The organism is Methanothrix soehngenii GP6, assembly GCF_000204415.1.
GTDB lineage: Archaea > Halobacteriota > Methanosarcinia > Methanotrichales > Methanotrichaceae > Methanothrix > Methanothrix soehngenii.
On record NC_015416.1, the window covers coordinates 2,463,575 to 2,487,517 of the forward strand.

The 23,943-nt window shown below is 52.6% G+C and carries 31 protein-coding genes, 1 tRNA gene and 1 pseudogene; 10 read left to right on the top strand and 23 right to left on the bottom strand.

All coding sequences use genetic code 11. The features are described from left to right. Positions 1 to 22 precede the first annotated feature (22 nt). The 6 genes from MCON_RS12295 to MCON_RS12320 all read right to left on the bottom strand — a co-directional run bounded on the left by MCON_RS12295 (position 23) and on the right by MCON_RS12320 (position 4,600). A complete protein-coding gene (locus tag MCON_RS12295) occupies positions 23 to 754 on the bottom strand; it encodes a thermonuclease family protein (RefSeq protein ID WP_157863810.1) in 732 nt (243 codons plus the stop codon). A gap of 62 nt (positions 755 to 816) precedes the next feature. Beyond that, positions 817 to 1,185 (bottom strand): hypothetical protein, encoded by a 369-nt coding sequence (locus MCON_RS12300; protein ID WP_013720282.1) that lies wholly within the window; start codon positions 1,183 to 1,185, stop codon positions 817 to 819. Between the two features lie 60 nt (positions 1,186 to 1,245). Continuing rightward, a complete protein-coding gene (locus tag MCON_RS12305; RefSeq protein ID WP_013720283.1) occupies positions 1,246 to 2,145 on the bottom strand; it encodes a sirohydrochlorin cobaltochelatase in 900 nt (299 codons plus the stop codon). Positions 2,146 to 2,186: 41 nt separating this feature from the next. Beyond that, positions 2,187 to 2,624, bottom strand: a complete 438-nt coding sequence (locus MCON_RS12310) for a carboxymuconolactone decarboxylase family protein (protein WP_013720284.1) — start codon at positions 2,622 to 2,624, stop codon at positions 2,187 to 2,189. Between the two features lie 121 nt (positions 2,625 to 2,745). Next, positions 2,746 to 3,324, bottom strand: coding sequence for an FmdE family protein (locus MCON_RS12315; protein WP_013720285.1), 579 nt, complete (start codon positions 3,322 to 3,324; stop codon positions 2,746 to 2,748). A 490-nt stretch (positions 3,325 to 3,814) separates the two neighbouring features. After that, positions 3,815 to 4,600, bottom strand: a complete 786-nt coding sequence (locus MCON_RS12320; protein ID WP_157863811.1) for a hypothetical protein — start codon at positions 4,598 to 4,600, stop codon at positions 3,815 to 3,817. A gap of 110 nt (positions 4,601 to 4,710) precedes the next feature. On the opposite strand from MCON_RS12320, the gene MCON_RS12325 reads away from it, so the two are divergent. Further along, positions 4,711 to 5,109, top strand: a complete 399-nt coding sequence (locus MCON_RS12325) for a hypothetical protein (protein ID WP_157863812.1) — start codon at positions 4,711 to 4,713, stop codon at positions 5,107 to 5,109. A 144-nt stretch (positions 5,110 to 5,253) separates the two neighbouring features. Here the strand turns inward: MCON_RS12325 and MCON_RS16310 are convergent, their stop codons facing one another. After that, complete coding sequence (locus tag MCON_RS16310; protein WP_157863813.1) at positions 5,254 to 5,853, bottom strand: helix-turn-helix transcriptional regulator; 600 nt, start codon at positions 5,851 to 5,853, stop codon at positions 5,254 to 5,256. Between the two features lie 136 nt (positions 5,854 to 5,989). On the opposite strand from MCON_RS16310, the gene MCON_RS16420 reads away from it, so the two are divergent. The 3 genes from MCON_RS16420 to MCON_RS12340 are packed head-to-tail and all read left to right on the top strand — an operon-like array spanning position 5,990 to position 6,804. After that, positions 5,990 to 6,190 (top strand): hypothetical protein, encoded by a 201-nt coding sequence (locus MCON_RS16420; protein WP_162145020.1) that lies wholly within the window; start codon positions 5,990 to 5,992, stop codon positions 6,188 to 6,190. Positions 6,191 to 6,220: 30 nt separating this feature from the next. Continuing rightward, positions 6,221 to 6,442, top strand: a complete 222-nt coding sequence (locus MCON_RS12335) for a hypothetical protein (protein WP_157863814.1) — start codon at positions 6,221 to 6,223, stop codon at positions 6,440 to 6,442. A gap of 50 nt (positions 6,443 to 6,492) precedes the next feature. Continuing rightward, entirely contained in the window at positions 6,493 to 6,804 is a 312-nt protein-coding gene (locus tag MCON_RS12340; RefSeq protein WP_157863815.1) for a winged helix-turn-helix domain-containing protein, read from the top strand. 20 nt (positions 6,805 to 6,824) lie between these two features. Here the strand turns inward: MCON_RS12340 and MCON_RS16315 are convergent, their stop codons facing one another. From MCON_RS16315 to MCON_RS12355, 5 genes are all read right to left on the bottom strand, one after another. Next, a complete protein-coding gene (locus MCON_RS16315; protein WP_157863816.1) occupies positions 6,825 to 6,965 on the bottom strand; it encodes a hypothetical protein in 141 nt (46 codons plus the stop codon). A gap of 90 nt (positions 6,966 to 7,055) precedes the next feature. Continuing rightward, positions 7,056 to 7,223: a hypothetical protein gene (locus tag MCON_RS16320; RefSeq protein WP_157863817.1), complete on the bottom strand. Its 168-nt coding sequence runs from the start codon at positions 7,221 to 7,223 to the stop codon at positions 7,056 to 7,058. Between the two features lie 36 nt (positions 7,224 to 7,259). Further along, on the bottom strand, positions 7,260 to 8,312 hold the full coding sequence (gene endA / locus MCON_RS12345; RefSeq protein WP_013720289.1) for a tRNA-intron lyase: 1,053 nt from the start codon (positions 8,310 to 8,312) through the stop codon (positions 7,260 to 7,262). 47 nt (positions 8,313 to 8,359) lie between these two features. Continuing rightward, positions 8,360 to 9,514, bottom strand: a complete 1,155-nt coding sequence (locus tag MCON_RS12350; RefSeq protein ID WP_013720290.1) for a hypothetical protein — start codon at positions 9,512 to 9,514, stop codon at positions 8,360 to 8,362. Positions 9,515 to 9,617: 103 nt separating this feature from the next. Then, positions 9,618 to 10,160, bottom strand: coding sequence for an adenylyl-sulfate kinase (locus tag MCON_RS12355; RefSeq protein WP_048132454.1), 543 nt, complete (start codon positions 10,158 to 10,160; stop codon positions 9,618 to 9,620). Between the two features lie 137 nt (positions 10,161 to 10,297). Here MCON_RS12355 and mc1c point away from each other — a divergent pair, with 137 nt between their 5' ends. Continuing rightward, complete coding sequence (gene mc1c / locus MCON_RS12360) at positions 10,298 to 10,570, top strand: chromosomal protein MC1c (protein ID WP_048133311.1); 273 nt, start codon at positions 10,298 to 10,300, stop codon at positions 10,568 to 10,570. A 47-nt stretch (positions 10,571 to 10,617) separates the two neighbouring features. On the opposite strand, the gene rpl12p is transcribed toward mc1c, so the two are convergent. From rpl12p to MCON_RS12385, 5 genes are all read right to left on the bottom strand, one after another. Further along, on the bottom strand, positions 10,618 to 10,932 hold the full coding sequence (rpl12p, locus tag MCON_RS12365) for a 50S ribosomal protein P1 (protein ID WP_013720293.1): 315 nt from the start codon (positions 10,930 to 10,932) through the stop codon (positions 10,618 to 10,620). A gap of 30 nt (positions 10,933 to 10,962) precedes the next feature. Continuing rightward, positions 10,963 to 11,937 carry a 50S ribosomal protein L10 gene (locus MCON_RS12370; RefSeq protein ID WP_013720294.1) on the bottom strand — a complete coding sequence of 325 codons (975 nt, stop codon included), beginning with the start codon at positions 11,935 to 11,937 and terminating at the stop codon, positions 10,963 to 10,965. Next, positions 11,938 to 12,570, bottom strand: coding sequence for a 50S ribosomal protein L1 (locus MCON_RS12375; protein WP_013720295.1), 633 nt, complete (start codon positions 12,568 to 12,570; stop codon positions 11,938 to 11,940). A gap of 84 nt (positions 12,571 to 12,654) precedes the next feature. Beyond that, complete coding sequence (locus MCON_RS12380) at positions 12,655 to 13,131, bottom strand: 50S ribosomal protein L11 (RefSeq protein ID WP_013720296.1); 477 nt, start codon at positions 13,129 to 13,131, stop codon at positions 12,655 to 12,657. A gap of 11 nt (positions 13,132 to 13,142) precedes the next feature. Next, positions 13,143 to 13,598: a transcription elongation factor Spt5 gene (locus tag MCON_RS12385; protein WP_013720297.1), complete on the bottom strand. Its 456-nt coding sequence runs from the start codon at positions 13,596 to 13,598 to the stop codon at positions 13,143 to 13,145. 101 nt (positions 13,599 to 13,699) lie between these two features. Between MCON_RS12385 and MCON_RS12390 the strand changes: the two genes are divergently transcribed. Continuing rightward, positions 13,700 to 14,296, top strand: a complete 597-nt coding sequence (locus tag MCON_RS12390) for a response regulator transcription factor (RefSeq protein ID WP_013720298.1) — start codon at positions 13,700 to 13,702, stop codon at positions 14,294 to 14,296. 374 nt (positions 14,297 to 14,670) lie between these two features. Then, positions 14,671 to 14,913 (top strand): winged helix-turn-helix domain-containing protein, encoded by a 243-nt coding sequence (locus MCON_RS12395; protein ID WP_013720299.1) that lies wholly within the window; start codon positions 14,671 to 14,673, stop codon positions 14,911 to 14,913. Positions 14,914 to 14,950: 37 nt separating this feature from the next. Here the strand turns inward: MCON_RS12395 and MCON_RS12400 are convergent, their stop codons facing one another. From MCON_RS12400 to MCON_RS12420, 4 genes are all read right to left on the bottom strand, one after another. Continuing rightward, a complete protein-coding gene (locus MCON_RS12400) occupies positions 14,951 to 15,970 on the bottom strand; it encodes a THUMP domain-containing protein (protein ID WP_013720300.1) in 1,020 nt (339 codons plus the stop codon). Between the two features lie 6 nt (positions 15,971 to 15,976). Continuing rightward, positions 15,977 to 17,062: a phosphotransferase family protein gene (locus MCON_RS12405; protein WP_013720301.1), complete on the bottom strand. Its 1,086-nt coding sequence runs from the start codon at positions 17,060 to 17,062 to the stop codon at positions 15,977 to 15,979. A gap of 19 nt (positions 17,063 to 17,081) precedes the next feature. Next, a complete protein-coding gene (ahcY, locus tag MCON_RS12410; protein ID WP_013720302.1) occupies positions 17,082 to 18,326 on the bottom strand; it encodes an adenosylhomocysteinase in 1,245 nt (414 codons plus the stop codon). A 615-nt stretch (positions 18,327 to 18,941) separates the two neighbouring features. After that, positions 18,942 to 20,186, bottom strand: a complete 1,245-nt coding sequence (locus tag MCON_RS12420; protein ID WP_013720303.1) for an amidohydrolase — start codon at positions 20,184 to 20,186, stop codon at positions 18,942 to 18,944. A 129-nt stretch (positions 20,187 to 20,315) separates the two neighbouring features. On the opposite strand from MCON_RS12420, the gene MCON_RS16325 reads away from it, so the two are divergent. Continuing rightward, positions 20,316 to 20,432: transfer RNA gene (locus MCON_RS16325), tRNA-Ser, on the top strand. A 538-nt stretch (positions 20,433 to 20,970) separates the two neighbouring features. Further along, positions 20,971 to 21,075 (top strand): annotated as a pseudogene (locus MCON_RS17200) (pentapeptide repeat-containing protein); the annotation flags it as partial. A gap of 92 nt (positions 21,076 to 21,167) precedes the next feature. Here MCON_RS17200 and MCON_RS12425 read toward each other — a convergent pair. Next, complete coding sequence (locus MCON_RS12425) at positions 21,168 to 21,413, bottom strand: hypothetical protein (protein ID WP_048132458.1); 246 nt, start codon at positions 21,411 to 21,413, stop codon at positions 21,168 to 21,170. Positions 21,414 to 21,604: 191 nt separating this feature from the next. Here MCON_RS12425 and MCON_RS12430 point away from each other — a divergent pair, with 191 nt between their 5' ends. After that, positions 21,605 to 21,787, top strand: a complete 183-nt coding sequence (locus MCON_RS12430) for a hypothetical protein (RefSeq protein ID WP_048133313.1) — start codon at positions 21,605 to 21,607, stop codon at positions 21,785 to 21,787. Between the two features lie 330 nt (positions 21,788 to 22,117). Here the strand turns inward: MCON_RS12430 and MCON_RS12435 are convergent, their stop codons facing one another. Then, complete coding sequence (locus MCON_RS12435; protein WP_013720304.1) at positions 22,118 to 23,830, bottom strand: ATP-binding protein; 1,713 nt, start codon at positions 23,828 to 23,830, stop codon at positions 22,118 to 22,120. Positions 23,831 to 23,943: the final 113 nt, after the last annotated feature.

The following is a 23,943-nucleotide window of genomic DNA, read 5'->3' on the forward strand; positions in this document are numbered from 1 at the left end:
GATAAAATTAAGATGGTCTGGATCAGCTGCGGTTCAATGCTCGATCCAGGTTGCTGTTTACCATCTCCAGGCTGGTATTGGTTATCTCTGCCTTCAGCCAGTCCCAGGCGGCCTGAGTTGCTCGATTTAGCTTCTCTCCTGCAGCATCCTCGATCCGGGATAGTAGACCGTTCTGGCTGTCGTTCTGCCATCCATCATTCTGCGTCCCTTTCTGCTCTTGATCGGATCCCTGCAAGCTCTCTTCCAGCCTCTCTCGCAGATTCTCCTCCACCCTTTGCAGAGTATCAGAGTTGCTCTTCTCTGAGTTATGCTCCTCTCTCCAGTCTTTCGGATCGAACTCATTGTCCGTCTGATTCGCCAGGATCGCATGACCGGCATCCACCAGCAAGAGGTTGAAGTTGGGGTAAGGGATGGGCTGGCCATAGGCTCCGGCTAGATAGGCTACTGCAATCAGCCTGCCCTCATCATCCTGTCCCCGGTTGAAGTCGTCAACATCCAGGTAGACCCTCTTGTCCATGAGCACGGCATATGTGAAATCCCTGGCCGCTGGGCCCTGGATTGCCTTCATATCCGGTGAACGGACGTCGGCCAGAGTGATCCGTTCCACACTGTCTGTAATTCTGGAGTCGGCCTTCTCTATCCTGAGGTCGAATGTATCGCCATCGATCACATTTGTGACTACTCCGTAGACCTCGTCTGGGGAGGCCGAAGATCCGGGCAGGAGGGATAGCACCGAAAAAATTGTCAATATCATAACGAATAACCGGAGGAGGTAAGATATATTTAATTCCAAATATCTCCTTTTGCCATAAGCTCTCATGATAGGCTCACCTTCAGCTCTACAGATCGGTTTCTGCTGCCGTTGACGGCAATAAGCCTGTATATGGTATCCTCAGAGGGAGATATAGATATGGATCCCTCCAGGGCGACCGGGCCGATATCCTGGTCGATCTCGACCAGGCTTGCGCCGACAACCCTCCAGCTGAGAACAGAGGACTGGCCCGGTGCCAGGAATTCCGGTTCGGCATCGAAGAACTCGATCACCGGATAGGGTGATCCCAAGAAGTTCAGCGCCAGTATTCCACCGGCGAGGATCGCCAGCAGCGCACCAAACCAGATGACAATCCCTAGCGGTGTTTTCCAGAAGGACTTTTGCATCTCCCAGTAGGTCTTCTTTTGAGCCATCGTATGCAAATATGAGACAATTCTGGTTATTATACTCTGCTCTTCGGATATTGCGAGCGTTCACCCTCTTCTGTCCGCTTGCATCTCCATCTCTTCCAGAGCCTTCAGGCTATGCTCTTTCAGTATCTGGACGATGCCTTCGATCTCGCCCAGGGCCGATAGATGAAAATCAACCTCAATTCCCGCCCTCTCCAGAGAGCTCTTCCATGAATCTGGAGCAGGCCCCGAGATATCGTTTTCGGCATGCCCTCCGGCTACAAGCAAAAAGGGGCGCAGCCTGACCTTTTGCGCGCCGATGACCTTCAGCTCGTCTATCATCTCCAAGAGGCTCGGAAAGCCCTCTATGGTGCCCAGTAATACCTGGCCATAGTCCTTCTTCAAGACTTGAGCCATCTGGGAGTAGATGGCGTCCGCCGGGTGGCCGGTACCATGGCCTGCCAGCAGCACCGCTTCCTTTTTCGATTCGACTGCGAACTGGCTCTTCCTGACTGTCTCATCTCCCTCTTTTGATTCTGCATCTCTGCTGGGCCTCCACAGGTCTGGCAGTGCCTCTGAGACCCTCCGGCAGTCCTCGAGGCAGGAAAGGAGAGGAAGGCCGATCGTGATCTTCAGCCTCCTTTCCGGATCGGCATCCTTCTTTTCGTACTCTCTTGATAGGGATACCAGTCGATGGAACTCCCCACCGGGAACGATCTGCAGGGATTGGACCACCACCTGTTTGCAGCCCTGGCCGGAGAGTTTGCCCAGGGCCTCCTCGATATTCGGGATGGCGATTCCTTCTCGCTCCTGGAGCCTCTTTATCATAAGACGAGAGGTGAAGGCTAAAAGAACGGGCATGCCGGGATAATCCTTTCTGTATAGAGCCAGGATATTCTCATATGTGGCCATCGCTCTGGGTGAGGCAGAGCCATAGGGAACCAGGAGCATACCTGTCTTTTCCGGGGAGTCAATCAGCATCATATCAAGCTCCTCAGAAAATATATCGCCATCGGCAAAAATAGCTACTTCTCATCCAGGCTGCCCTCGAACTCCTGGAAGGTGCGCAAGGACGAGGCCAGGACCTTTGTCTGGCCGATGAGGGCGGCGATAAACAGCGTATCCAGTATCTCGTCTAGGCTTGCCCCCGCCCGAAGGGCGGCGTTCATGTGCACCTTCAGGCACTTGTCTGCCCCCGAGGCAGCAGCGGCGGCAACGGCCAGCAGCTCCGCGGTCTTGGGCTCGAGGCTATTGGGCCGCAGGACGTAGAAGTCCTTCAGGCAGGAGAAGATCATGAACTCCGGCCGGCGGGCCATGACTCGCAGGATGAAGGGCACTATACCCAGCATCTCCTCGCTGTCTTCGAAGATGTCCTCTTGAATCGAGTCCTTGTTCTCCAGCAGGGCTCGAATAAGCTCCATGTTTTCCGGTTTCATTGTATTTGGTTCGAGGCCTCTTCCCATTCATGCAGCTTTCGCCTCACCTTCTCGGCATGGGGCGATTCAATAAATTCAGCGTTTTCCCTTTATTATGCGATTTTGTTCCTGCGATAGGCTTTGAGCGATGCCTCCTATATCCAATTCCTCAGCACACCAGCCGTTCAAAGCAGCTCTTGCAGAGCACCTTTCCCCCCGCCGTCCTCCCCAGGATCTCCATGAACTCCTCGCCGCACTCCTCGCATTTCAGGGAGGGATGGATGCGGGCCTTTTCGGGAGCGGGAATGTCAACCTCCTCCACAGTGAGGATATCCTCGTCCCTGGCAGAAAGGACCTTCTCTGTCGCCTGGGAGCGGAAGGCTGCCATCCTCTCCCGATCCTCCGGGCCCAGCTCTCCCTGAACCATCTTCTGGCGCAGCTCATCCATACCCTTGAGGATCCCGCCACGGAAATAGATTCTCAGTGCCTTATTCTTATCCCGAGAGTAGAAAGTGAAGGCCTGCTTGCCGTAGTCTTTGAAGAGGAGGTTTCCCTTGCCGGCGGTGCAGCCCAGCATGAATTGTATGGCATCTATGCTACAGGATTTGTTCTCGGCGATGCAGACCAGCTCCTCGTCCTGGGAGCGAGGGTAGTGCTCTTTTACATATTTTGCAATGCGATAGCCAATGGCAAGCCCAGGGCAAGTGTGGCCGTGAAACTCCGCAGCCTCTTTGAAGTCGTCATCCATATATATGGCGCGAGGGAACTCCGGTCTTCAGGCCGGAGAGGAATTGCGCACTTCACCTCCACTAATTCGCAAATTATTTATTCTCATAGCTGTATCTCCTCCTTGGAGAAACTGTTTCCAAGGCACTCTTAATTTACTGCATTACGATGCAGTGGGTATCAGTCAGTATGCCCCGAAGCCTCGATATAACCAGGAGGCAAGCTCCGGTCTTCAGGCCGGAGAAGCTGACATATCTCACCTGAAATCATTGAGCGAAATTCTGACCTCCATTGGTTTGCATGGATAAGTAAAAAGCGGTCTTGATCTGATTGGTCAAGAGCTCCACCGGGAGCTCTCTGGAGCCTTGCTGCGTGGACAGTTTTGCGGCTCTTCGCTGAATTAAGTGGGTGAGGTCCGGCAGACAATATGGCCTCTGTGCCTCTGTGGTTGGGTCAGAGCACTGCGGTTCACCACCGAGGCACAAAAGACATAGAGTTTTTTCGATTCAAATTCACCCCTGCATGCCCCACATGTAGCCCCGGCCGCCCTGCCTCTCCAGCTCAATGTTGTATGTGCCGCTGTGCCCGGAATCGTCGTCGATGACCACACGGCCACGGGCAATTTCTGAATCATCTGCCGAAATGGCCGCAGATATATGCCCTGCGATCTCGGCTTGATCTATCGAACCGGAAGTGGCGCCCTGACCTGCCAGGCTCGCACTCAGAGTGGATTTGTTGTCCGATGATTCTATGGTGACATTCACCAGATGATAGCTATCGTTGCTGATCCCAAAGCTCCCCCTTAAAATAGTATTCCTACTACCAGATCCCAGCCGGGATCTTATATCCTCAAGGCTGAGGTTTGATGAGAGAAGACTCCTGGCAACATCCGGGTCTAAAGTCGATATGGTCTCCACGTTCAGCCTGACGGGATATGATTCGGCATCATTGCTCGCCGTTCCCCGCCAATTCTGGACATCGACATTTCCTCTGCCAACGCCGTTGGATGTGCTTTGTGCACCTTTGCCGCCGGAGGAATTCAATGAGAGGCTGTTCGTTTCGCCCATGTGGGACCTTGATCTCTCGCCCATCTGGGATGCTGAAGGATTATCTTCTTGAGACCCAGAGGCGCTGGCGGTCTGGGATGGAGAATTGCCTTCGATTTGAGGGCCAGCAGTCTCGCCCATTTGCCGCGCTCCTGCATCCAAATTCTGAGCTGCTGAGCATGGACCGCATATCACCAGCAACAATAATGCCAGAGCGAAAAAAGCCAAAGCCTGGCGCATTATGCATCTCATCTCAATCACCGCACGTCCTGCCAGGTAATATATGTTATTGTAGGATGTAAGGGATCTTCGCCCCTTTGACATCCCATTGCATTCAGATATTCATGTGGCCAAAGTTAGTTTTGGCAACTGCCGTCGCGGTTACGATCGCGATCGCCGTCACAGTCGCCATTCGACCTTTCGTTATCCTGGTTTCCATATTGGTTGCCCAGTCCCTCCTGGTTACCATATGGGCAGTTGGGGTTGTTGCAGTCTTTGCCCTGATTTGCATTTTGAGCGGCCGGGCCACTTTGAGCTCCTTTGCCATTCTGAGCGGCTGGACCGTTATCATCTTCCTGACCATACTGATTCTGATTGCCCAGACCATCCTGGCTTCCGTATGGGCAGTTGGAATTCCTGCAGTCCTCGCCGCAATTGCCATACTGAGCCCCAGGCCCATCCTGGCCTGCCAGTCCATTCTGCGATGCTTTTCCGTTTTGTGCTGCCAGGGCAGGAGATGCCAGCAGGCATGCCACCGCTAAAACCGACAATACAGCTATGTATTTCATATTTTACTTACCTCCAGATGGGATGGCCACTATTGCCATCCTCAAACCACTCCTTGCACTGAACGATAGAAAAAATCCAGGCCGAACCAGGATTGAGATTTTATTTCCCAAAAATGCTTAAAATTGTTCTTTATTGTTCTTAAATCTCTCTGACAATTCTATTATGTTCGTTCTGCCTTTTTCTCTTTTGGTTATCAATTTGCGCTTCTCCATTGAGGTTAAAATGCCTGATAGAGATGATTTAGAGATATCCGTCTCATAGCTGATATCCCTCTGGACCATCCTCCCTCCGCGCTGCAGCAGAAGCTTTAAGACGGATTGCTCTTTGTCCGTCAAAGTAGCCATCACCGCGGATATTTCGCTGGTATCCGCCATACCTGCTCTGAATTCCTCGCTGCCATCATTCTTTTGAGCAGATTGAACTTGATCCTCATGCTCAGCGTTTCTATGGCCGGATGATTGGGTTTTTATCATATGCTCATGAGCGGCAGGGCATTTTTCAGGCCCCAAAGGTTTTGACCTGCGCCTGGAGGAGCGGATCAGAAAAACAGCGCCAATAAGCAGCAAAATAGTAATTAATATCGCAACATATTGCAAAATTTCCATTTTTAAATTCGATATTCCAGCATTTGATCCAGCAGAGGTGACTGTATCTGCCAACGCCGCGGTTGCCTCGTCAATCTGAAGAGCATATCCAATTTCAACCGCAGGATCCAAAATATCATGTCCATAAACCTCAGCGACAACTGATCGGTTGGCGGCATAGACCAGATAATCAAGACCATCAGAAGAGTCAACTCCGCTGAGCTTTGCGTTCTCTGGCAGATAGAAGATAATCCTGTACTCTTCATAGATGCCTGGAGACTCAAATCTAAGGCTCCAACTATCAGCGGATTTGGAGGTTAGGGCATTGGTGATAGCATACAGCTGCCTGCTCTCATCATCAATAGAATACTCTGAGGAGTTCAAAAAGGGCAAGGATTCAGGATCCTCAACATATCCAGTGATCAAGCACCTTCCACCTTCGTCGACATACACGCTCAGTATAAGCTGATTTAGAAGGGGGTCATCTTCGGCGGACTGGATGGATGTTGCAGCGCTGAATATGATGGAATTGAAGAAGACAAACACCAAGATCAAACCGATCAAAAGATCCGGCCTGCGCATAAATCATTCTAATGCAGACTGCAACTTAAACCTGATGGAGGACTCCGCCAAAAAAGCTCAGCCCCATTCCTGCATAGACCACGACGGAAAAAGATGCCCTGTGGCTTTCTGTTTTCAGATTGCTGCCGAGATCCTCTGATCTAATTCCAGGCGAAAGAGAGATACCCATAGCCTGCCATGCAGTTTCTCATGCTTATGGGACGCAAAGCCAAGCCCGAGTCTCCGGAGGAGATGGCCATGGTGCATCACGCTCTGGAGAATCCCATCCGCCGGAGGATGCTCATCCTCATGAATGAGGGCCATCTGACAGTGGACGCGATCGCGAAAGAGGTGGGCGATCGAATGCTCGACTACCAGCTGCACCGGCTGGAGCTGGCAGGATTGCTGGAGGTGCATGATGGGCAAATAACCCTCACCGATGCCGGGCTGGCCTATGGCAGCCTGGTGAAATTGGAAAAAGAGAAGGGCGGAGCGGAAAAAATTAGACCGGAAGACCTGTAGACCCATGAGCCCATAGAGTCTCACCGGATCTGACCGTACTGCAGGGTATTTTGATCCTGGATCAAGCCCTCAGTGAAACGGCGGCGACGCACCCCGCTGCAAGCAGACGGGGCATCCGAGGCGTCGCCGCATAAAGATAGTACTACTCGGATCTGATTCAATCCCTAAGTTGGACACGGATGCCCTTTATCCCCGATGCAAGCATCGGGGTATTGATATAAAAATAAATCCCATCCTTTTCCCAGATGAGATCAGCCGTGGGACCTCCGGACCTTTCTCTCATTGCGATCCAAATAGTCCTTTATGGCCTCTACTACCACCTCGGAGCGCTGCACATAAAGGGCTCCTCTGCTTTTTATAACAAAATTCGATAGCCGGTCGTTCAGATCAGAATCCAGCTCTACCTCGATCTTAGGCATGATATCTGCTGGTTGCAGCTAGTATTTTAACATTAGTCAAGGCTTCAGCCTTTTGATCTCCAGATATCCGATCCCGTCATCCGGATAAGCGAACACCATCAGCTTTCTCACCGAATGGGCCAGGCGGACGGCGCGGGAGAGAACCGGAGGCATGAAGACATGATCCAGAGGGATGGCATGCACCAGATACTCAGAGTGAGGGACTTTTAGAGTCCCGTGTACCTGCTTGTAGACCCGAAAGTGGGTGCCGAACTTGAATCCCGTCTTGACCACCAGGCTTTTCTCCCTCAGGTCCCGGTAGGCGCCCAGCTTGAGTTCGAAGTCCTCATCGATCTGCTCTGCCCTGGCGGTGAGAGCAGGCAGGTCGACCGGTCTTCCCTGGCGGTCAGTCAGCTGAAGTTTGCCTTTTTCCAGCAGGTATGCCGACTCGACCAAAGAGAGCTGCAGCCGTTCGCCCACGGGCTTACCAAAAAATCCACTCTCATGCAGAAGACGAGAGGCCTCCGTGTCCCATAGAACCACCCGGTCCTCCAGCAGGGTGGCCATGCCTCCGTTCTCCAGCCCGGCCATCATCCCGGCCATCGACCGCTCGCGTGCCTCATAAAAGGTGATGTCGCTCTCTTCGTCCACAATGGCCAGCATGAGCTTCTTTCTCATCTGTCCAGCCAGGCGGACGGGCTCCATGATATCCTTTAAAGGCAAGGGATTGCGCTCCGATATGACCAGAACATAAAATTCCGCCGGCCCCTTTCCCGGGTGGCCTCCCCTGGGGTAGACCCGAAAATCCGGTCTGCCGGGCTGGACGTAGTAGCCCCGCTCCCTCAGATCCTTGTAGACCACATAGCGAAACTCAAACCCCTTCTCCATTGAGGAGGCAGCTTGAAAAAAGGATCTGAAGTCCAGCTCCTTCTCATTGCGCATTATCTTTATTCTTGATCGATCCAGGAGATAGGCCGCCTCCACCAATGAGAGCTCCAAGCCCTTCCCCTTGGGCCGGCCGAAGTAGCCCTGCTCGAATAGTTCAGGCAGGGCCTCAGGGCCCAGGCGGATCCTATCGTCCTCAAACTGGGCCCGAATCTCCTCTGGCATTCTAACCCAAGCCCAACCTATGACTGTCCTGCTTTGGGGGCGAGCATTCAGCAGCTCAGTTTATCCGGCCAGATGCCATGCATGATGCCCAGGGTCTTATCCACCAGAGAGTGCACGTCGTCTGCGGGATAGCCTGCAGAAAGCAGATAGGACTCAACGTGGTTTGGCACGGCGATGGACATCTGCTCCACCATGGAGACTGTCTGAAGGATGGTGTAGTCGCCAAGCCTAAAGGGGATTATGGCATCGGAGACTATGAGTTCGAATATCTCCGGGCTGATGGGCCTTTCTATGCCGGATAGGAAAGCCTCTAAGATCTCGCTGGTCCAATCGTGCTTCTTGCCCTCGTCCTGATAGGGCATCACCACCACTTCTCTTGTCTTGGCGTACTGCTCTACCAGCTGACTTGCAGTCACATCTCCCTTGAAGACCAGATTCAGGAAGTTGGTGTGGGGGACGGTGGTTGGCACCTTGCTCGCCCGGATGGAGAAGTTGACCTCCTCGAAGATGGTTCCAGCATCTGTTCCCTGGTGGCCAGCTCCCTTGCCGAACTGAATGGCGCTGGGCGAGGCCTTGACCACAGTATGCGGATCTCCATGCCTGCGGTCGATGTTCCCCAGGACGGCGGTAAGGCCCAGGGGCCGGGCGGCCAGAGCCAGCCGGGAGAGGCCCGTGGTGTTGCAGCTTGTGCACTGCACCAGCTTCGGTTTGGCATTTAGGAACATCTGATAGTTTTCCAGACCAAAGAAGAACTCTCGGGCGAAGTCCGCTTTCAGCTCCTCTGTGATCTTGACCTTCTTGTTCTCCTCCAATCCCTTCAGGAGCCCAGGCCGGTCTGCTCCTCCCATGAGGGAGACGAAGCAGTCGTTGGCCAGGCCCGCCTCCAGGTAGGGCAGCTCCTGGTCTCCGGGGGTTCCCACCATGATAAAATCGGATGCAGAAAAGAAGTCATCGTATCCGCCTTCGATCGTCACCCCTGCGGCCTGCCACTTATCCTTAAGGGCCATATCGCTGAGATAGGCCTTCACCCCGTAAAGGCGGTTGAACTTGGCCATGATAGACCTGGCCCGGCCATGAGGTTTTCTGAGGAGCACATTCAGATCGCCATCGATTCCAGCCGCTTTCTTGACCTCTGCGGTAGCAAGAAGAGTCCTTTTATTCTCTGTTCCATCGAAACCCACAAAGCCTGCATTACACTTCAAGAATCTTCACTCCTGATATGAAGTCTTAGTGACTATATTTTAACCTTTCCGGATTGCAGGAGTGCCATCCAGGATCGCTGGAATGGGCTAGACCGTTCTCGAATCATGCCGATCCATAGAGCTCTGCGATTCGATCTGCGATGTAGCTTGAGCTCTCAAGAGGGCTGGATACAGCCGCATCAACCTCAATTTCAGGAGAGATCGGCTCCTCATAGGCCACGTTGACCCCCGGAACGAGTGCATTCTTTCTCCCCGCCTTCTTGTAGATATCTTTGGGAGAGAATGCCGCATTTCTCCTCTCTTCTCTATCCATGCATACCTCTAAAGGAGCGCGGATGAAGACCTCGGCGAAGTTGGGGATCAATTGCCTGGCCAGATCTCTGTAGCGGCGTCTGTTGGCGGTAGCATCGATGATGACGTTTTTATTCTCTTCCGCCAGGATCTTTCCCATATAGGCCAGGCTGGCGTAGACGATGTCCCTTTCCTCCTCTGTATATTTCGGCTCTGGGGTGATGACCCTTCGGATCTCGTCCAGCTGGAGGATCTTAACCTCTATCCCCCTTTCCTGAAGCCTCTTTTTCACTTCCATCGCAATGGTGGTCTTCCCGCAGCCGGGGAGCCCAGTGAACCACATGACCCATGCCATAGTGAATATGGTCTATTGCTGGAATGATAAAGCATTCGATTCACAGAAATCAAACAAAAGATTAATATAAGATCAATTGATATATAGACATGCTGCGCGGCATAAAGCCCACTGCATATGGGGAATGGAGGCATAATATGATCGAGAAAAGAAATTTTGCATTGAGGGATAAAGAGGGCAACGAGATCGGCGTCTTTTCGGGCAAGCAGCCAAGGCAAGCAGCTTTGAAGGCGGCAAACCGGGGATTCACCGACATCCGTCTCAGGGAGAGAGGCACTAAGAAGGTTCACATATTTCAGGGCGAGAGGATACAGGTTCCTAAACCATCAAACGCCCCCAAATGGATGCCGGCCAATATATGGAAGCCTAATGTAAAAAAGCTGGGCGTGGAGAAGCTGGAGGATATTTAGGCAAAGGATATAAGGCCGAGATAAAAAAGAAAAGGCTGTGGAGAGCTTCAGCCGAAAAGGGCGCCCAGGCCCTCTACTCCGCTCTCCTCTGCAGCCTCTTTGCTCTCTTCTTTTTCCTCTTTGGCTGCGGGTGCAGTTGCAGCGGCAGCAGCAGCGACGGGCGCTGCGGCAGCGGCTACGGGGACTGCAGCGGCCTGAGAGAGGACCTTGGAGATGTCCACGCCTTCTAAAGCGGCCACCAAGGCCTTGATTCTGACATCATCCGCAGCAACACCAGAGGCTGCGACGACATTCTTTATTCCTTCCTCAGTAACATCTTTGCCTGCGCTATGAAGCAGTAATGCAGCATATACGTATTCCATTTATATCAACCTCTATTAATTAAGACCAAATTAACCGAATAGAGCACCAAGTCCTGCAGCGGTGTCTCCTTCTTCTTCCTTCTTCTCTTCTTGCTTTTCCTCTGCAGCGGGCGCTGCTGTGGCTGCAGGTGCAGCCTGAGCCTTCTGGCCGCTGGCAAGGCCGGCGATGGCACTTGCATTAGCGGCCGCCTTGGCCAAAATGAACTCCATCATGCTGGGGATGATCATTCCCGCATCCAGCACCAGGGCTCTGGCCTTGGTCTGGGCCTTCTGAAGCATGGGTCCAATTGTAGCTGGCGTGGGGTATCCGATCTCCACTGCAAAGCTGAATGCCTTAGCAGAAGCCTCGCTTATCCTGGCGACCTGGCCTTCCACATCTATGGCTAGATCCTTGGAGCTGAATATCAGGCCGCCCTCATAGGCGCCTCTCAGCTCCAGACCTACATTTCTGGGGAAGATCTCCATGGTCTTAAGGATCTCTGCGGTCTTGGCAGGGACAACTTCGCCCTCTTTGGCCAGGGTGATCTTCTGATTGATGACCACCTTTCCGCCCTTAATTGCCGCGGGGATGCCTGCAGCCTGCAGTTTGCCGACCATGGGACCTGGCGAGAAAGAAGTTTCACCTGCCTCGATCACAATATCCTTGGGGGCACGGGTGCCAGCTTTGATGGGCATGGGCTGCTTGCCCTTCTCCAGCATGCTATTGAGCTTGAAGGGGTTCAGATCGCTGAAGATCAATGCTGTCTGATCCTCAATGAAGTCGGCCAGTGGTTTTATCTGGACGGGGGAAGCCTCCAGGGCACGGCGGGCAATGGTGTTCCTCACCATTCTTATCTCCACATTGCCTCTCAGATCCCCTCTCATCTTCTGCAGATTGTCCGCCGGGATCTCACGAAGACCTACAACTCCCACCACTCTGCTTTTGCTGATCTTATCAACCAGCTCATCTACCTCTTTGACCTTCCATTCCGGTATATGGGTAGTGTGACGGATCTGTCCAGCCATTTAGATCACCCTTATGGAAGGGCCCATGGTGGTCTTGACGTAAACTGATTTCAGGTTATGCCGACCATCCTTTAGAGTCTGTTCGAGCTTGACGACCACTGCTTCAATGTTATCAGCCAGCTCTTTGGTATTCATATTTCTGTTCCCAATCGTCAGGTGAAAGGTTGGCCTGTCCCTGGACCTGATCCTTGTCATGTTCTTAAGCCTCTGCACCTGCGGGGTGACATCCTGCGTTGGCGGCAGTGGCGTGGGCATCTTGCCCCTCTTGCCCAGGATTGAACCCAGGCTCTTTCCTATGACAGGCATGAACTGAGTCTCTGCGATGAAGAACTTGTACTCGTCCGCCAGCTTGCGCGCTGCTCTCTTATCTCCGGCGAACTCCTTGATCTCATCCCCGGAGATTACCCGGTCTGCTCCCGCGCTCTTGGCGCGCAGGGCAGTCTCACCGGCAGCGAATACAGCGATCTTGGTAGGCTTGCCCAGTCCGTGGGGAAGGATAACCTCGGCATCGACTCTATTCCCGGGCAGGGATAGGTCGATATTATGGAGGTTTATCGCCAGATCCACGCTCTCGGCAAACTTCCTGGCAGGGGCCTCAGTGATAGCCTGTTTTACGGCTTCTTCGATATCCATTTCAACCCTCCGTAGTCTGCGACTCTTATGGTCTCCTACGGCTTCTCAAAAAAGAGAATCAAAACTCAGATCATAGCACTATATTTAAGCCTTCGCTTCTAATATCTCATCGTATTTGCCGCTGGCCACTGCCAGCTGGGCATCCTTGCTGGACATTCCATCCACGGTGGCGCCCACCGATCCTGCAGTACCTATTACCTCGCGAGCGGCATTTTTGAGCGATTTGGATAGAAGGCCCTTTCTCTTGATGTTCGCGATCTTCAGGACCTGCTCCATTGTAAGGTCACCGATTGTTGTCTTATCTCCAGTGCCCTTTTCCCCACCGACCTCCTTGATGATCAATGCCGATGTGGGCGGCGTTCCAACCTCGATCTCGAACTCTGTTCTGGACTTCACAATGACCTTAACTGGAACCTGCATTCCATTGAGATCGCTTGTCTCTTCATTGATCTTGGCAACCACCTGGGCGACATTCACGCCCAGAGGTCCAAGAGCCGGCCCCAAAGGTGGTCCCGCGCTAGCCTTTCCGCCTGGGACCAATGCTTCTACAACATTAGCCAAATAAATCACCTCTAAGTTTCATCTTTGCTGAGAACGCGAACGTGATCTCCCCGCACTGTTATGGGGATGGGAACCATGGCCTCGAAGAGCTCTACAGTTATCTCTTCTTTAGCAAGGTCCACGCGCTTGACCCTTGCCTTCTCTCCCTTGAACGGCCCGGATATGAGCTCAACGATTGCACCTTCATTGATGCCGATAACTGCAGGCTTGGGGGTGAGAAAGTGCTCAACCTCTCCTATATTTGAGGCCCCTTTGATCACAGAACGCGCATGCGGTATTCCCTGGATCGCCTGATCCACAATCTCTGGAGCTGGTGATTCCACAAGTACGTAGCCTTTCAGCACATCTGGAACCAGCAGTGCCCTTATATCATACTTTTCCTTGCGCGCTATCTGGGCGATCATGTTGGCCACTGATCGTTCTTGGTTAGCAGTGGTCTTTACAACATATATGCTGGTCTCGGACATTCCGCCTTTTTAGACGAGGGCCGCCTATAAAAAGCTTTGTAATCAATCGAAATCTCTTTATACCATTAGCCAAGGTGATTGTTGAGGGGTGAGTATCTAAAATGAGTGATAGGACTGATCAGTTGCGTGACCTCGTACTCAAGATTGGCGCCACCACCAAGGTCGTGGAAAAGCAGGCTACCCGGCATGGCAGCCTCCGGGGAAGCGGCGAGATTGAACAAGCCCTTTTGGGAGTAGTAAGGGAGATGATAAAGCAATACAACATCCAGACGAAACTGACTCCTGAACAGTTATCCTCTGTGGTAAGACTTTTCTATAAAGGATTGAGCGATACTGAGATTGCCGAGCAGTTGGGCGACAGAGCCCTCAATAAAACCGTCAGTCGAGCGAGAATAAAGCTTCACCTCTTCAGGGAGACAGATCTGAAACCACCATTTGATAAAGACGAGTTTATTCGCCTTGCAGAGGCCAACCGATCGGTCAAGGATATGGCCGAAGCCCTTCGCGTAGCTCCTTCAACGATTTCCGAATACAGGAATATCTTCGACAGCCAGAAGGCATCGGAGAGAGATGGCTACACTAAAAGGTTTTTGGAGATCCTATCCGATCAGGATGTCTCTGAGCGCATGGTCACCGTCCACACCGAGGATGGCCTGCAAGATACCATCGATACTGATTATGAAGCGGCAGAGGCCTAGTACCTCTGCTTAATTCTTTAAATTACCAAGTTATAAATTTATCAATACATTTTATAACACTTTATAATTAATACTCATTAACGATTGTATCTCTTGACTCATATCAGTATTAATATCCACCGTAGTGTATATAATATAAAATTTGGGGAAAATTTGCAATTATATTATATTTCTTTTTATATATTATATTATTTATATATTAATTAATGCTTTTGCTGATATCAGATTCGGATCTATCTACCATATCATTGATCCACCAGATTTATATCCTATTTTAGACCATATAATTGTTGCTGGCCACAACAAAATAGTTAAATTGAGCTAAATTTGTCTCAATCTTTTTAAAAAAAAGGTAATGGTGTAGGAGGGAGTCGATGAAGCGGAGCAAGGATTTAATTATATCCCAGATATTGCTCGTTTGTGCCAAGGGAGCAAATAAGACCAAGATAGTATATCAGGCGAATCTCAACTTCAGAACGGTGGATCCGTATTTGAAGCTTCTAATGGAGAGAGGTCTGATAAATGCCAAGAGAGAGCCTAATCTGATCTATCAGACCACGGAGAAGGGCGAAGAGTTGCTGGGGAGCTTGAAAGCGATCCAAAGGGAGATATACTAGACATATCTCCTCGCTTGCATCTGCAAGATAGCATATCCTAAATGCTATCTTTGCCTTCTTCCCTCTGGCAGAGGAATATGTGGCGGATTAGGCTGCGGTGCACCCTATCCAAATGGCTTTGAATGACTCTGAATCCGGCATTTGATATCTGGGAGTCAATCGGGCCATCGGCTACGATAACCATGCGTCTGCCAGGTCTTATCACACGAAATAGCTCCGATAGACTCTCTTTTAAGAGATCCTCCTTGGAAGAGGCGAGGATCCTGGCAGACCTTCCATAAGGAATGTCGAGCACTGCACCGTAGATAGAAGCATCCTTCAGAGCAAGGCGTTTGGCATCGCCTAATACCAGGGCGCAATTCATATTCTCCAGGTTGCATATTGCCCCCTTCACCAGCCGGCCTTGAGCCTCTATCCCCAGGCACTCTATGCCCATCAGACAGGCCTCAACCAGAATCCCGCATGTTCCGGCAAACGGGTCGAGCAGCCGCTCCCCAGCTCGGATCTGAGTTAGATTGACCAAAGAGCGGGCCATGCGGGGCATGAGGACTCCGGGATGAAAAAACGGCTTCAGGTGGGGACGGCGGGCCTCAAAGGAGCTGCGATCTACCCTTGCCACTTCCACTCCCAGGATTATCTTGCCGCTTGTGATAACTGCTCTCAGCTCTATATTGGGGCTTTTCAGGTCTGCCCGGATGCCTTTTCCCAAGAGCACCCTTCCTATCTCGTGCTCCACAGCATCCGCCCTGGGAGAAGCGTTCTTGATCCTCCTTGCCCGAATCCTGTAGCTCTCATCGGGAAGGGAGAGGAGGGCAACGGATCTGGCAAGATCCTCGAGGTCTGCCTCGCATATCGCCATGACCTCGATGATCCGGTGGGTCATTGCCAGCCGATCTCCTAAAGCCCGAACATCCAGGCCCTCGGCCTCGACTATCAGGCACTGGTCCAGATAGGATTGCTCACGATAGCGGTCGGAGAAGATCTCCACCAGTGCAATAGCCTCACATCTGGGCAGAGACTCATGCTCTCCAGAGAGCTCGAAGGCATAGCTCTTCATTCTTTTTTAGTCCAGATAGGAGTTCACATCCCGATAATTGAACCGCTCTGTTGCCAGAACGTTCTCCAGGAAGTTGAAGAGAGCCCTTCGAACATCGTCCGAGAGCAATGGATACCAGGTTGGACTGGCCACCACAGTCGCCCGGAAGGCAAAGAATGGGGCTATGACCTCTAAGAGTTCATCGTCGCCGGTCTTATCCAGGTAGTTCTCAAAGAACAGCTCGAACAGGTCCTTGAGGTCTCCGGTCAAACGCAGGCTCTTTTGCACTGAGTAGAAAATGTAGTTCATGGCGAGAGCAGTGATGTCATCCGCCGCTTCGCCCCACTCCCCCCGGCTCCGATCGAGTACGGAGAAATCGGTGCCTTCCCGGAACATGATATTCCAGGGATGGAAGTCGCCATGGACCATGGATAAGCGGTGGACTTTGCTGCGAAGCTTCCAGCGCCATTCCACGCAGACCTTCTCGATCTCCTGCAGCTCATCGGGATCCAGGAAGGTGCTGCTATCGGGATAGTCGTCCAGGATGCCGAATATGCATTCTCCGTCTCCCACGGTCTCTCTGATCTTGCGCTGGTATAAGGGCGGGCAATCCTCCTTTGTGGCATGGATCTGGGCCAGATAGCTGGAGAGGGCAATGACCCGATCATGATCCAGGTCTGTTGCTCCCTCCTCTTTGACTCTTTCCAGGTCGAAGAAGTACTCCTTTCCCTCGATCTTCTCCATGAGGAGGAAATACTCGCATGCATCGCCAGCAGAGACCAGCCTTCCATCCGGGGTGAAGTAGCCCACGTCCAAAGATCGGACGTGCTTGGGAAGGCTAGCGAATGTGGCATTCTGCCAGATTAGGATCCTCGCCCGGTCTGAGAAGTGGTCGTGGCCGAAGCCATGCTGCACCCGCATGGTGGAGAGAACGCAGGATGCCTTTTTGCCCGAGAGCTTATAGTCCACCATCAGGGGCGATCCATATCCAAATCCCTTTACATCCTCCGCCGTGGGAATGGTCTCCCCCAGCTTTCGAACCGATACGATGGAAAGGCCCTTACCATACAGGCTCCTCAGATAGGCCTCCAGATTTTCCCTTAACAGATCCATAGCCATTCCCCTCTTATCATCAGGTTCCCATCTGCCAGCTGTGCAGGTACTTCTCCTGTTCTGCGGTGAGCTTCTCCGTCTCCAGGCCCATTGAGGCGAGCTTCAGCTCAGCCACTCTCCGGTCGATCTCCACAGGAACAGAGTAGACCGACTTTTTCAGGCTTCGGCCTTGCTCCACAATGTAGCGCACTGAGAGCGCCTGGTTGGCAAAGGACATGTCCATGACCTCTGGGGGGTGGCCATAGGCCGCAGCCAGGTTGATCAGGCGGCCCTCTGCCAGCAGATAAAGCCTGCGGCCGTCGGGGAGCTTATACTCGGTGACGTTATTTTGTATCTCATTCTTCTCCCCGGCCATCTTCTCCAGGGCAGGGATATCGATCTCCACATTGAAGTGGCCGCTGTTGGCGACGATTGCCTGATCCTTCATAAGGGCGAAGTGCTCTTTTCTTAACACATTGATGTTGCCGGTGAGGGTGACGAACAGGTCTCCCAGGGGAGCAGCCTGTCCCAGCGGCATGACCCTGTAGCCGTCCATGGCTGCCTCTAAAGCTTTGCGCGGCTCGATCTCAATGACGATGACGTTTGCTCCCAACCCCTTGGCCCTCATGGCAAATCCCCGGCCGCACCAGCCGTAGCCGCATACGACCACCGTCTTGCCGGCAAAGAGGAAGTTTGTGGCCTGCATGATGCCATGCAATGTGCTCTGTCCAGTGCCGTAGCGGTTATCGAACATCATCTTGGTCTCGGCATCGTTGACCGCTATCACCGGATAGAGCAGAGCCTTATCTTCGGCCATGGCCCGGAGGCGGACGACGCCGGTGGTGGTCTCCTCGCAGCCGCCTAACATCTGAGCGGCAAGCTCCGGATGCTCCTTGTGGATTATGGCTATGGTGTCTGCGCCGTCGTCCAGGCTTACATTGGGCTTGAGCTCCAGGGCTTTTTTTATGCAGTCGTAGTACTCAGTCTCATTCTCTCCCCGGAAGGCATAGACGAAGAGGCCCCGGGCGGCCAGGGCTGCAGCCACTTCGTCCTGGGTGGAGAGGGGATTGGAGCCCGTCACCGCCACCTCTGCCCCCCCCGCCACCAGGGTGGTGATAAGGTTGGCCGTCTCCACAGTCACATGCAGACAGGCGACTATGCGAGCGCCCTTCAGGGGTTTCTCCCTCTCGAACTCCTCCTTTATCCTGTCCAGTACCGGCATATGCCTGCGGGCCCATTCGATACGCTTCTCTCCTGCTTCTGCTAAGGCAAGATCCTTGACCACGCTCTCCTGCAAAATATCACCTTGAATTCTCTTAGCTTGACTGATCTGCTTGATCAATTTGTTGATACTTAAACCCAACCCCGGCCTTGCCAGGGGCTTTTGCATCTGTCAAATTCAGGTTATGGGCCTTGAAGCCTCTTTGGGCTGATATTTTGATTCGGACAGGTTGCCATTCCATGGGGCGGTTCAGCAGCTTCCTGATTGCCGGGCAGTCGCGCAGGCAGGCATCCCGCCTCGGGCTATGGCGGCGTGAGATGGAATTCTCTCCCAAGCTATGATTTCTGTCCGCGTCGCCCTCTTCCATCAGGGCGGCAGGCTCGCCCCCCTTCGCGGGATGAGGACGAAGTGGGGAGAGTGATCCAGAGGATGGGGTTTCCTTGCTGTTCAGCACGGGTGAGCTTGGCAGTGGATCTATCTTTATGCCTCCATGCTATTTGCTATGGGTGAACTTGAATCGCAAAAACTCTATGTCTCTGTGCCTCAGTGGTGAACCGCTACGCACTGACCCAACCATGGAGATGCAGAGGAACAAAAGACCATAGTCCCTGCCTTAACTCACCCACATAATTCAGCGAAGAGCCAAGAGAAAGTCCCACTTATGTTGCACGAAATGGTCTAATCCTCAGATGTCAGCCTAATGAATCGCTGCTGCGCTTTTTCCAGGATCTCCTCTTCTCCAGGGATGATGCCGTTTTGCATCAGCACCCGTCCGTTGACGATGGTGGTATCCACTCCTCCCGCCATGCTGTAGACCAGATGGGATACGATATTCGACTGCGGATAAAACCAGGGTTTTTTCAGGTCGATCAGTGCCAGGTCGGCATTGGCGCCGACTGACATTCCGTTGTTCAATCCGAATGCTCGGTAGGCGTTTTCTGTGGCGAACTGCCAGATCTGCTCTGCGGTGAATGCGGCGGGTGTGTGGTAGGCATTCTTCTGCACTATAGCCGTGACCTTCATATCCTCAAACAGGCTGAGGTTGTTATTGCTGCATGCGCTGTCAGTTCCCAGGCAGACGTTAACCCCGGCTTTCATCAGGGTGTTTAGGGGGGCAATGCCCGATGCCAGCTTCAGGTTGCTCGCCGTGCATGAGACTACATTTGCCTTTCTCTTCTCCAATAGATAACAGTCCTCTTCAGACAGCCAGACGCAGTGGATGGCTGTAAGGCGGCTATTCAAAAGGCCGAGCGAGTCCAGATACTCCACCGGGCTTTTGCCCCGGCTCAGCAGGAATCCGTCCACCTCCTTCCAGGTCTCAGAGATGTGCATATGGACCATAGCCTGGTGCCTGTCCGCGATCTCTCCTGCCCGGAGAAGGGTCTCCTCAGAGCAGGTGTAAGCGGCGTGGGGGCCCACAGCCGGCCTTATCAGCTCATCGTCCTTCCAACGCTTGATGAAGGGCTCCACCTGAGACAATAGCTCGGGCTTCATATCGAAGACGACGCCTGAGATAAAACCCCGCAGCCCCATCTCCTTTGTGGCCTGAGCGGTCACATCCGGGAAGTAGTACATATCATTGTAGCAGGTGATGCCGAATCTGATCAGCTCCAGGCAGCCGAGCTTCACTCCCCAATAGACATCCTCCTCTGTTAACCTGGCCTCCAGGGGCCAGATCTTCTCCTCCAGCCACGGCATCAGCTCCATGTCGTCGGCATAGCCCCGCAGGAGGCTCATGGCCAGGTGGGTGTGGCAGTTTACGAGGCCGGGGATAGCCAGCTTGCCCTTGCCCTTTATCTCCTCATCGCCACGCTCTTTTTGCAGTTCAGGGCCGATCTGCTCGATCTTGCCCTCCTTGATTCTGATATCCTGCCCCAGCACGAGATGCCCGGACTGGAGTATGGAGACATTCTTTATGAGCATCCGAGAAAAATTGGCTCTGAAGATAAAAAAGATTGTCGATTTGACAGATAAAGTGTAGGTTTTTGGGCCGGCCTTTAAAGGTGGGGTATCGTCAGGCTTAAGATCTATCGATTCCAAGCATGAGGGCGTGCTGAGGTAGCCAAGCGGCCTACGGCGCTGGTCTTGAGCTTTCGTCCTCCTCCAGAGGGCGGAACGGGCAAACCAGTGGTGCATCGCACCTCGTGAGTTCAAATCTCACCCTCAGCGCTTGGGCTCCTGCAAAAGAGGAACACGAAAAAGCCATTTAAGGTTTATTTTGCATCGTAGTTGATCTTTATGCGCTGCTGATGATAATCCTTCTGCAGTGGCAGCCCGGGTTGATGGCGTCCTGGGGCGGAGGGGAATGGGAGAGACTGTGATCGATCTATTTGGGCAGGAAGATTTGCGCTTGCGCCCGGTAGGGGGTGCCGATTCACGGAAGCGATAAGGCATAGCAAGAAGGTTAAGGCTATTATGCTGGACTTCAAGATGAATATCTATCCCATGACTGCTCACGACAGCCATTCTACCTGGAGGGTGAGAATGGAAAGAGACGCTGGTTATGAGCTAGGGAGTGGTTAGGAGAAGGTCGAAAAGGAGGGGGACCTATTGAGATGAACTGCTGGATAAGGCAAAAGATAACGTGGAATTCGTCTTGACAGGCGGGCTTCCGGAGGGAAAAGAAGGGTACAAACGCTGCCCGCCGATTTAGAGTATATTATAAATATATTTATTTAAATACTAGAATGCATATAATTAAAAGAGATTAAACATGAGCAATGCGTGCCTCTGTGGAGCTGATCTCAGGGATGCAAATCTCAGGTGGTCTGATCTCAATAGGACGATCCTTCGGTGGGCAAATCTAAATTAGAACAGATTTCTATCAAGCGAATAAATGCTAAAGATTTGTTTCAGCTACTTTCTCCTCCCTTAGCCTCTCTGTCTTCTCTCCCAGGTCTACCCCTATACCATCCCCGGCTCGATCCTCTTGAAGCCGGCGTACATGATGCACAGCAGTTCCAGCGCCGAGAAGATCCTCCCCAGCAACACCCGCAGGACGCGCGTCCCCTGGGGGTCGTAGATGTCCGGCCCGTACTGCCCCAGCATGCCGATCTCGAAAGTGATCTCCTGGATCTCCTGCAGCAACTTCCCTCCAAGCCAGATCGCCAAGGAATTCGTTGGCTGGATGAAAAGCGGACCAAAAGACATTGGAACTGCCAACATTTGAAACCTTGAGGATCTGCGAGAAGAGTATGAATTACTGGGATGGAGGATTATCCTTCCGGAGGCAACGACCCGACACGCCGCTAACGATCTCTCAACCGTTAGAGAAAAAGAGACCCACAGGAAAAGTGATAAATGGTTGCAGCGCGAAAATCATCGAAAATAGGAGAACTCGTATGACTATGAAAGTAGAAATCAAGGATAACAAGCTCTTTATAGAAATTGACCTGGAAGAACCAACCCCATCGTCATCCGGTAAAACCCTTGTTGTTGCAAGTACACATGGGAATATCGTTACTACCGCTAAAGTTAATGATAAGCCGATCACCATCGGCTTGAATGCTTATATTAAGCCTTGAGCAACCGCAGAGCTGCTCTATACCATGTGGCTGGCTCAGGTCGAGATGAAGGTAGGGGTGGGTTATGTTTCTCGACCATAGGCCCTCGTTTGTGACCTTTGAGAAGGGCCTTTACTATCTCGTTCGAGCATATGCCTGAGGGCAGCTGTGCTCGGCCAGTCCGTCCCATGGGAGTCTTTCTTGGCCCTTGTGGCTTTTTGCTGGCGTTTTCACTTGGAAGCGTGGCAGTTCTTAGAAAGCTCAGTGTGAAGAGAGACTGGAGTGAATCCTCTGGATGGACAAAAAGCATCTCAGAAATGCACGAGTGCATTAGAATTTCACGCCGTGCGTTTACCGTGCATTTTCTCCGATTCTTCTCTCGTACTTCACGCTTCGTCCCTTTGTCCCAATCGGAGTGAGGTGCCCTTCCCGCTCCAGCTTCTTCAGCAGTCTGTAGGCCTGCGGCCCAGATATATGGCACAGCTCAGCAACTTCAGCCCGTGATATTTCTCCGTGCTTTTCCACATATTGAAGAACCATCTGCCCCCACTGCAAAGGCTCGAATCCATGAGTACGAATATAAGCCGCCCTCTCGCCAAGCCTTCTGTAGGTGGATGCGCATAGATGATATGCTCTTGCTTTTCCTTCACCCGAAGCTTCCAGTAAGCCGCCTTCAACCAGGCGCTCCAGCGCGGCACGAGCTTCGTTCTCAGGCTTTTGAATAATCTTTGCCGCCTCCTTTGCCGTGGTTCTTCGTTCGAGATACACATGATTTAAAAGAAGCAAATCATCCAGCCGGAAGGGCTGGCCTGCCTGGTTCTCTTCCACCACCAGCCGCACGAAATCCCGGTTTGCTTTCCCTCCTGGCAGGACCAGAATAACATCTGTTTCAGAGCTCCGCTCATAAGATGGAGCGGGACGGCCATTCCGAAGCTGCTCAAAGAAGATTGTATCTATCCCTCTGGCAGTACGCTCCACGATTCCGGCTCTCTTGAAGGCATCCGCAAGAGAGGGATTGCGAGGTCTCGGTGGTGTGACCAGCAAATTATCCAGCCGGACGCCTTCCGGAAAGCCGCCCGGATTGGAGATCTCAATCCTGTCCTCGTGCCACTGCACATGCACAGCCCCTAGTCTGGAATAATCGCGGTGAATCAGGGCATTGGCCAGCCCTTCACGAAAAGCCCGCTCTGAGTAATCAGGAATTCCGATGCGAAAGATGTTCACCATCAGCTCTTCTTCTCGGTTCCTGGCCTGCAGCCTGGACAATAGCTCCTCCATTATCCTCAAAAGGGGCCATCGGAAGAATTCGTTGACTACAATCCTGGTGTCGGAAAGAACCTGGAAGGCCACCTCATGAGTGGGGAGGTAGCGATGGACTGCGTCCTCTCTTCCGAAGAGCAAAAGGCCGAGGACCCTAACTGCAGACACCTCGTGGTTCGCCTCCACTGCGCCAAGGGCCTTAGCTATCTCCTGGTCGGGAAGCTCGGCCAGGGCGGCATCGCTTCTTCCCCGGCTCTCGCGTATCATTCTCCGAAACCGTTCGAACTCCAGAGGGTCCAGATCCTCCCAACGAGCATCGGGCACCACCAGAGCGGAGTAATCCTGTATCCCCCGGTCTGCCTGGCGGGCGAGCATTTCGGGGAAGAGATAGGGCATGCACTCAGGCTTTCCCTTGCCCCCTATCGCCCGGCGCTGATACTTGCCTTCCGGAGTGCTCACCGGCGTTCGGGATGTGGGCACCTCGACAACGAGAACATACCGACCATCAATCTCGATGATCTCTACACGGCAAGCCAGAGACGGACGGGTGCGATTTGCAATGAGAGCTGAAACACGATATGTATCGGTTTTTTCTCCAGAGTGGCGCGGCCTGGAGCCTGTGATGCGGCCATCGTCTTCCACGCCGACCAAGAGCCATCCTGGCTCCACTCCCGATCGGTTGGCAAGGCATATGACCGCTTCCACCAGTGCTGAATCTGACAGGGATGCCTTCTCCTCGCCCTTGAACTCTACATTCAGGCTTTCGCCTTTGGCTATAATTTCGCGTAAGAGTTCTGGTATCATGCTTTTTGCTCGCACCTAATTCCGGCTGATATGGAGTGGTATCTCACAGAAAGGTGATAAAGGCTTCTGCCTGGCTTGAGCCGTTTTCGAGATATATGAACAAGATGAAGCCT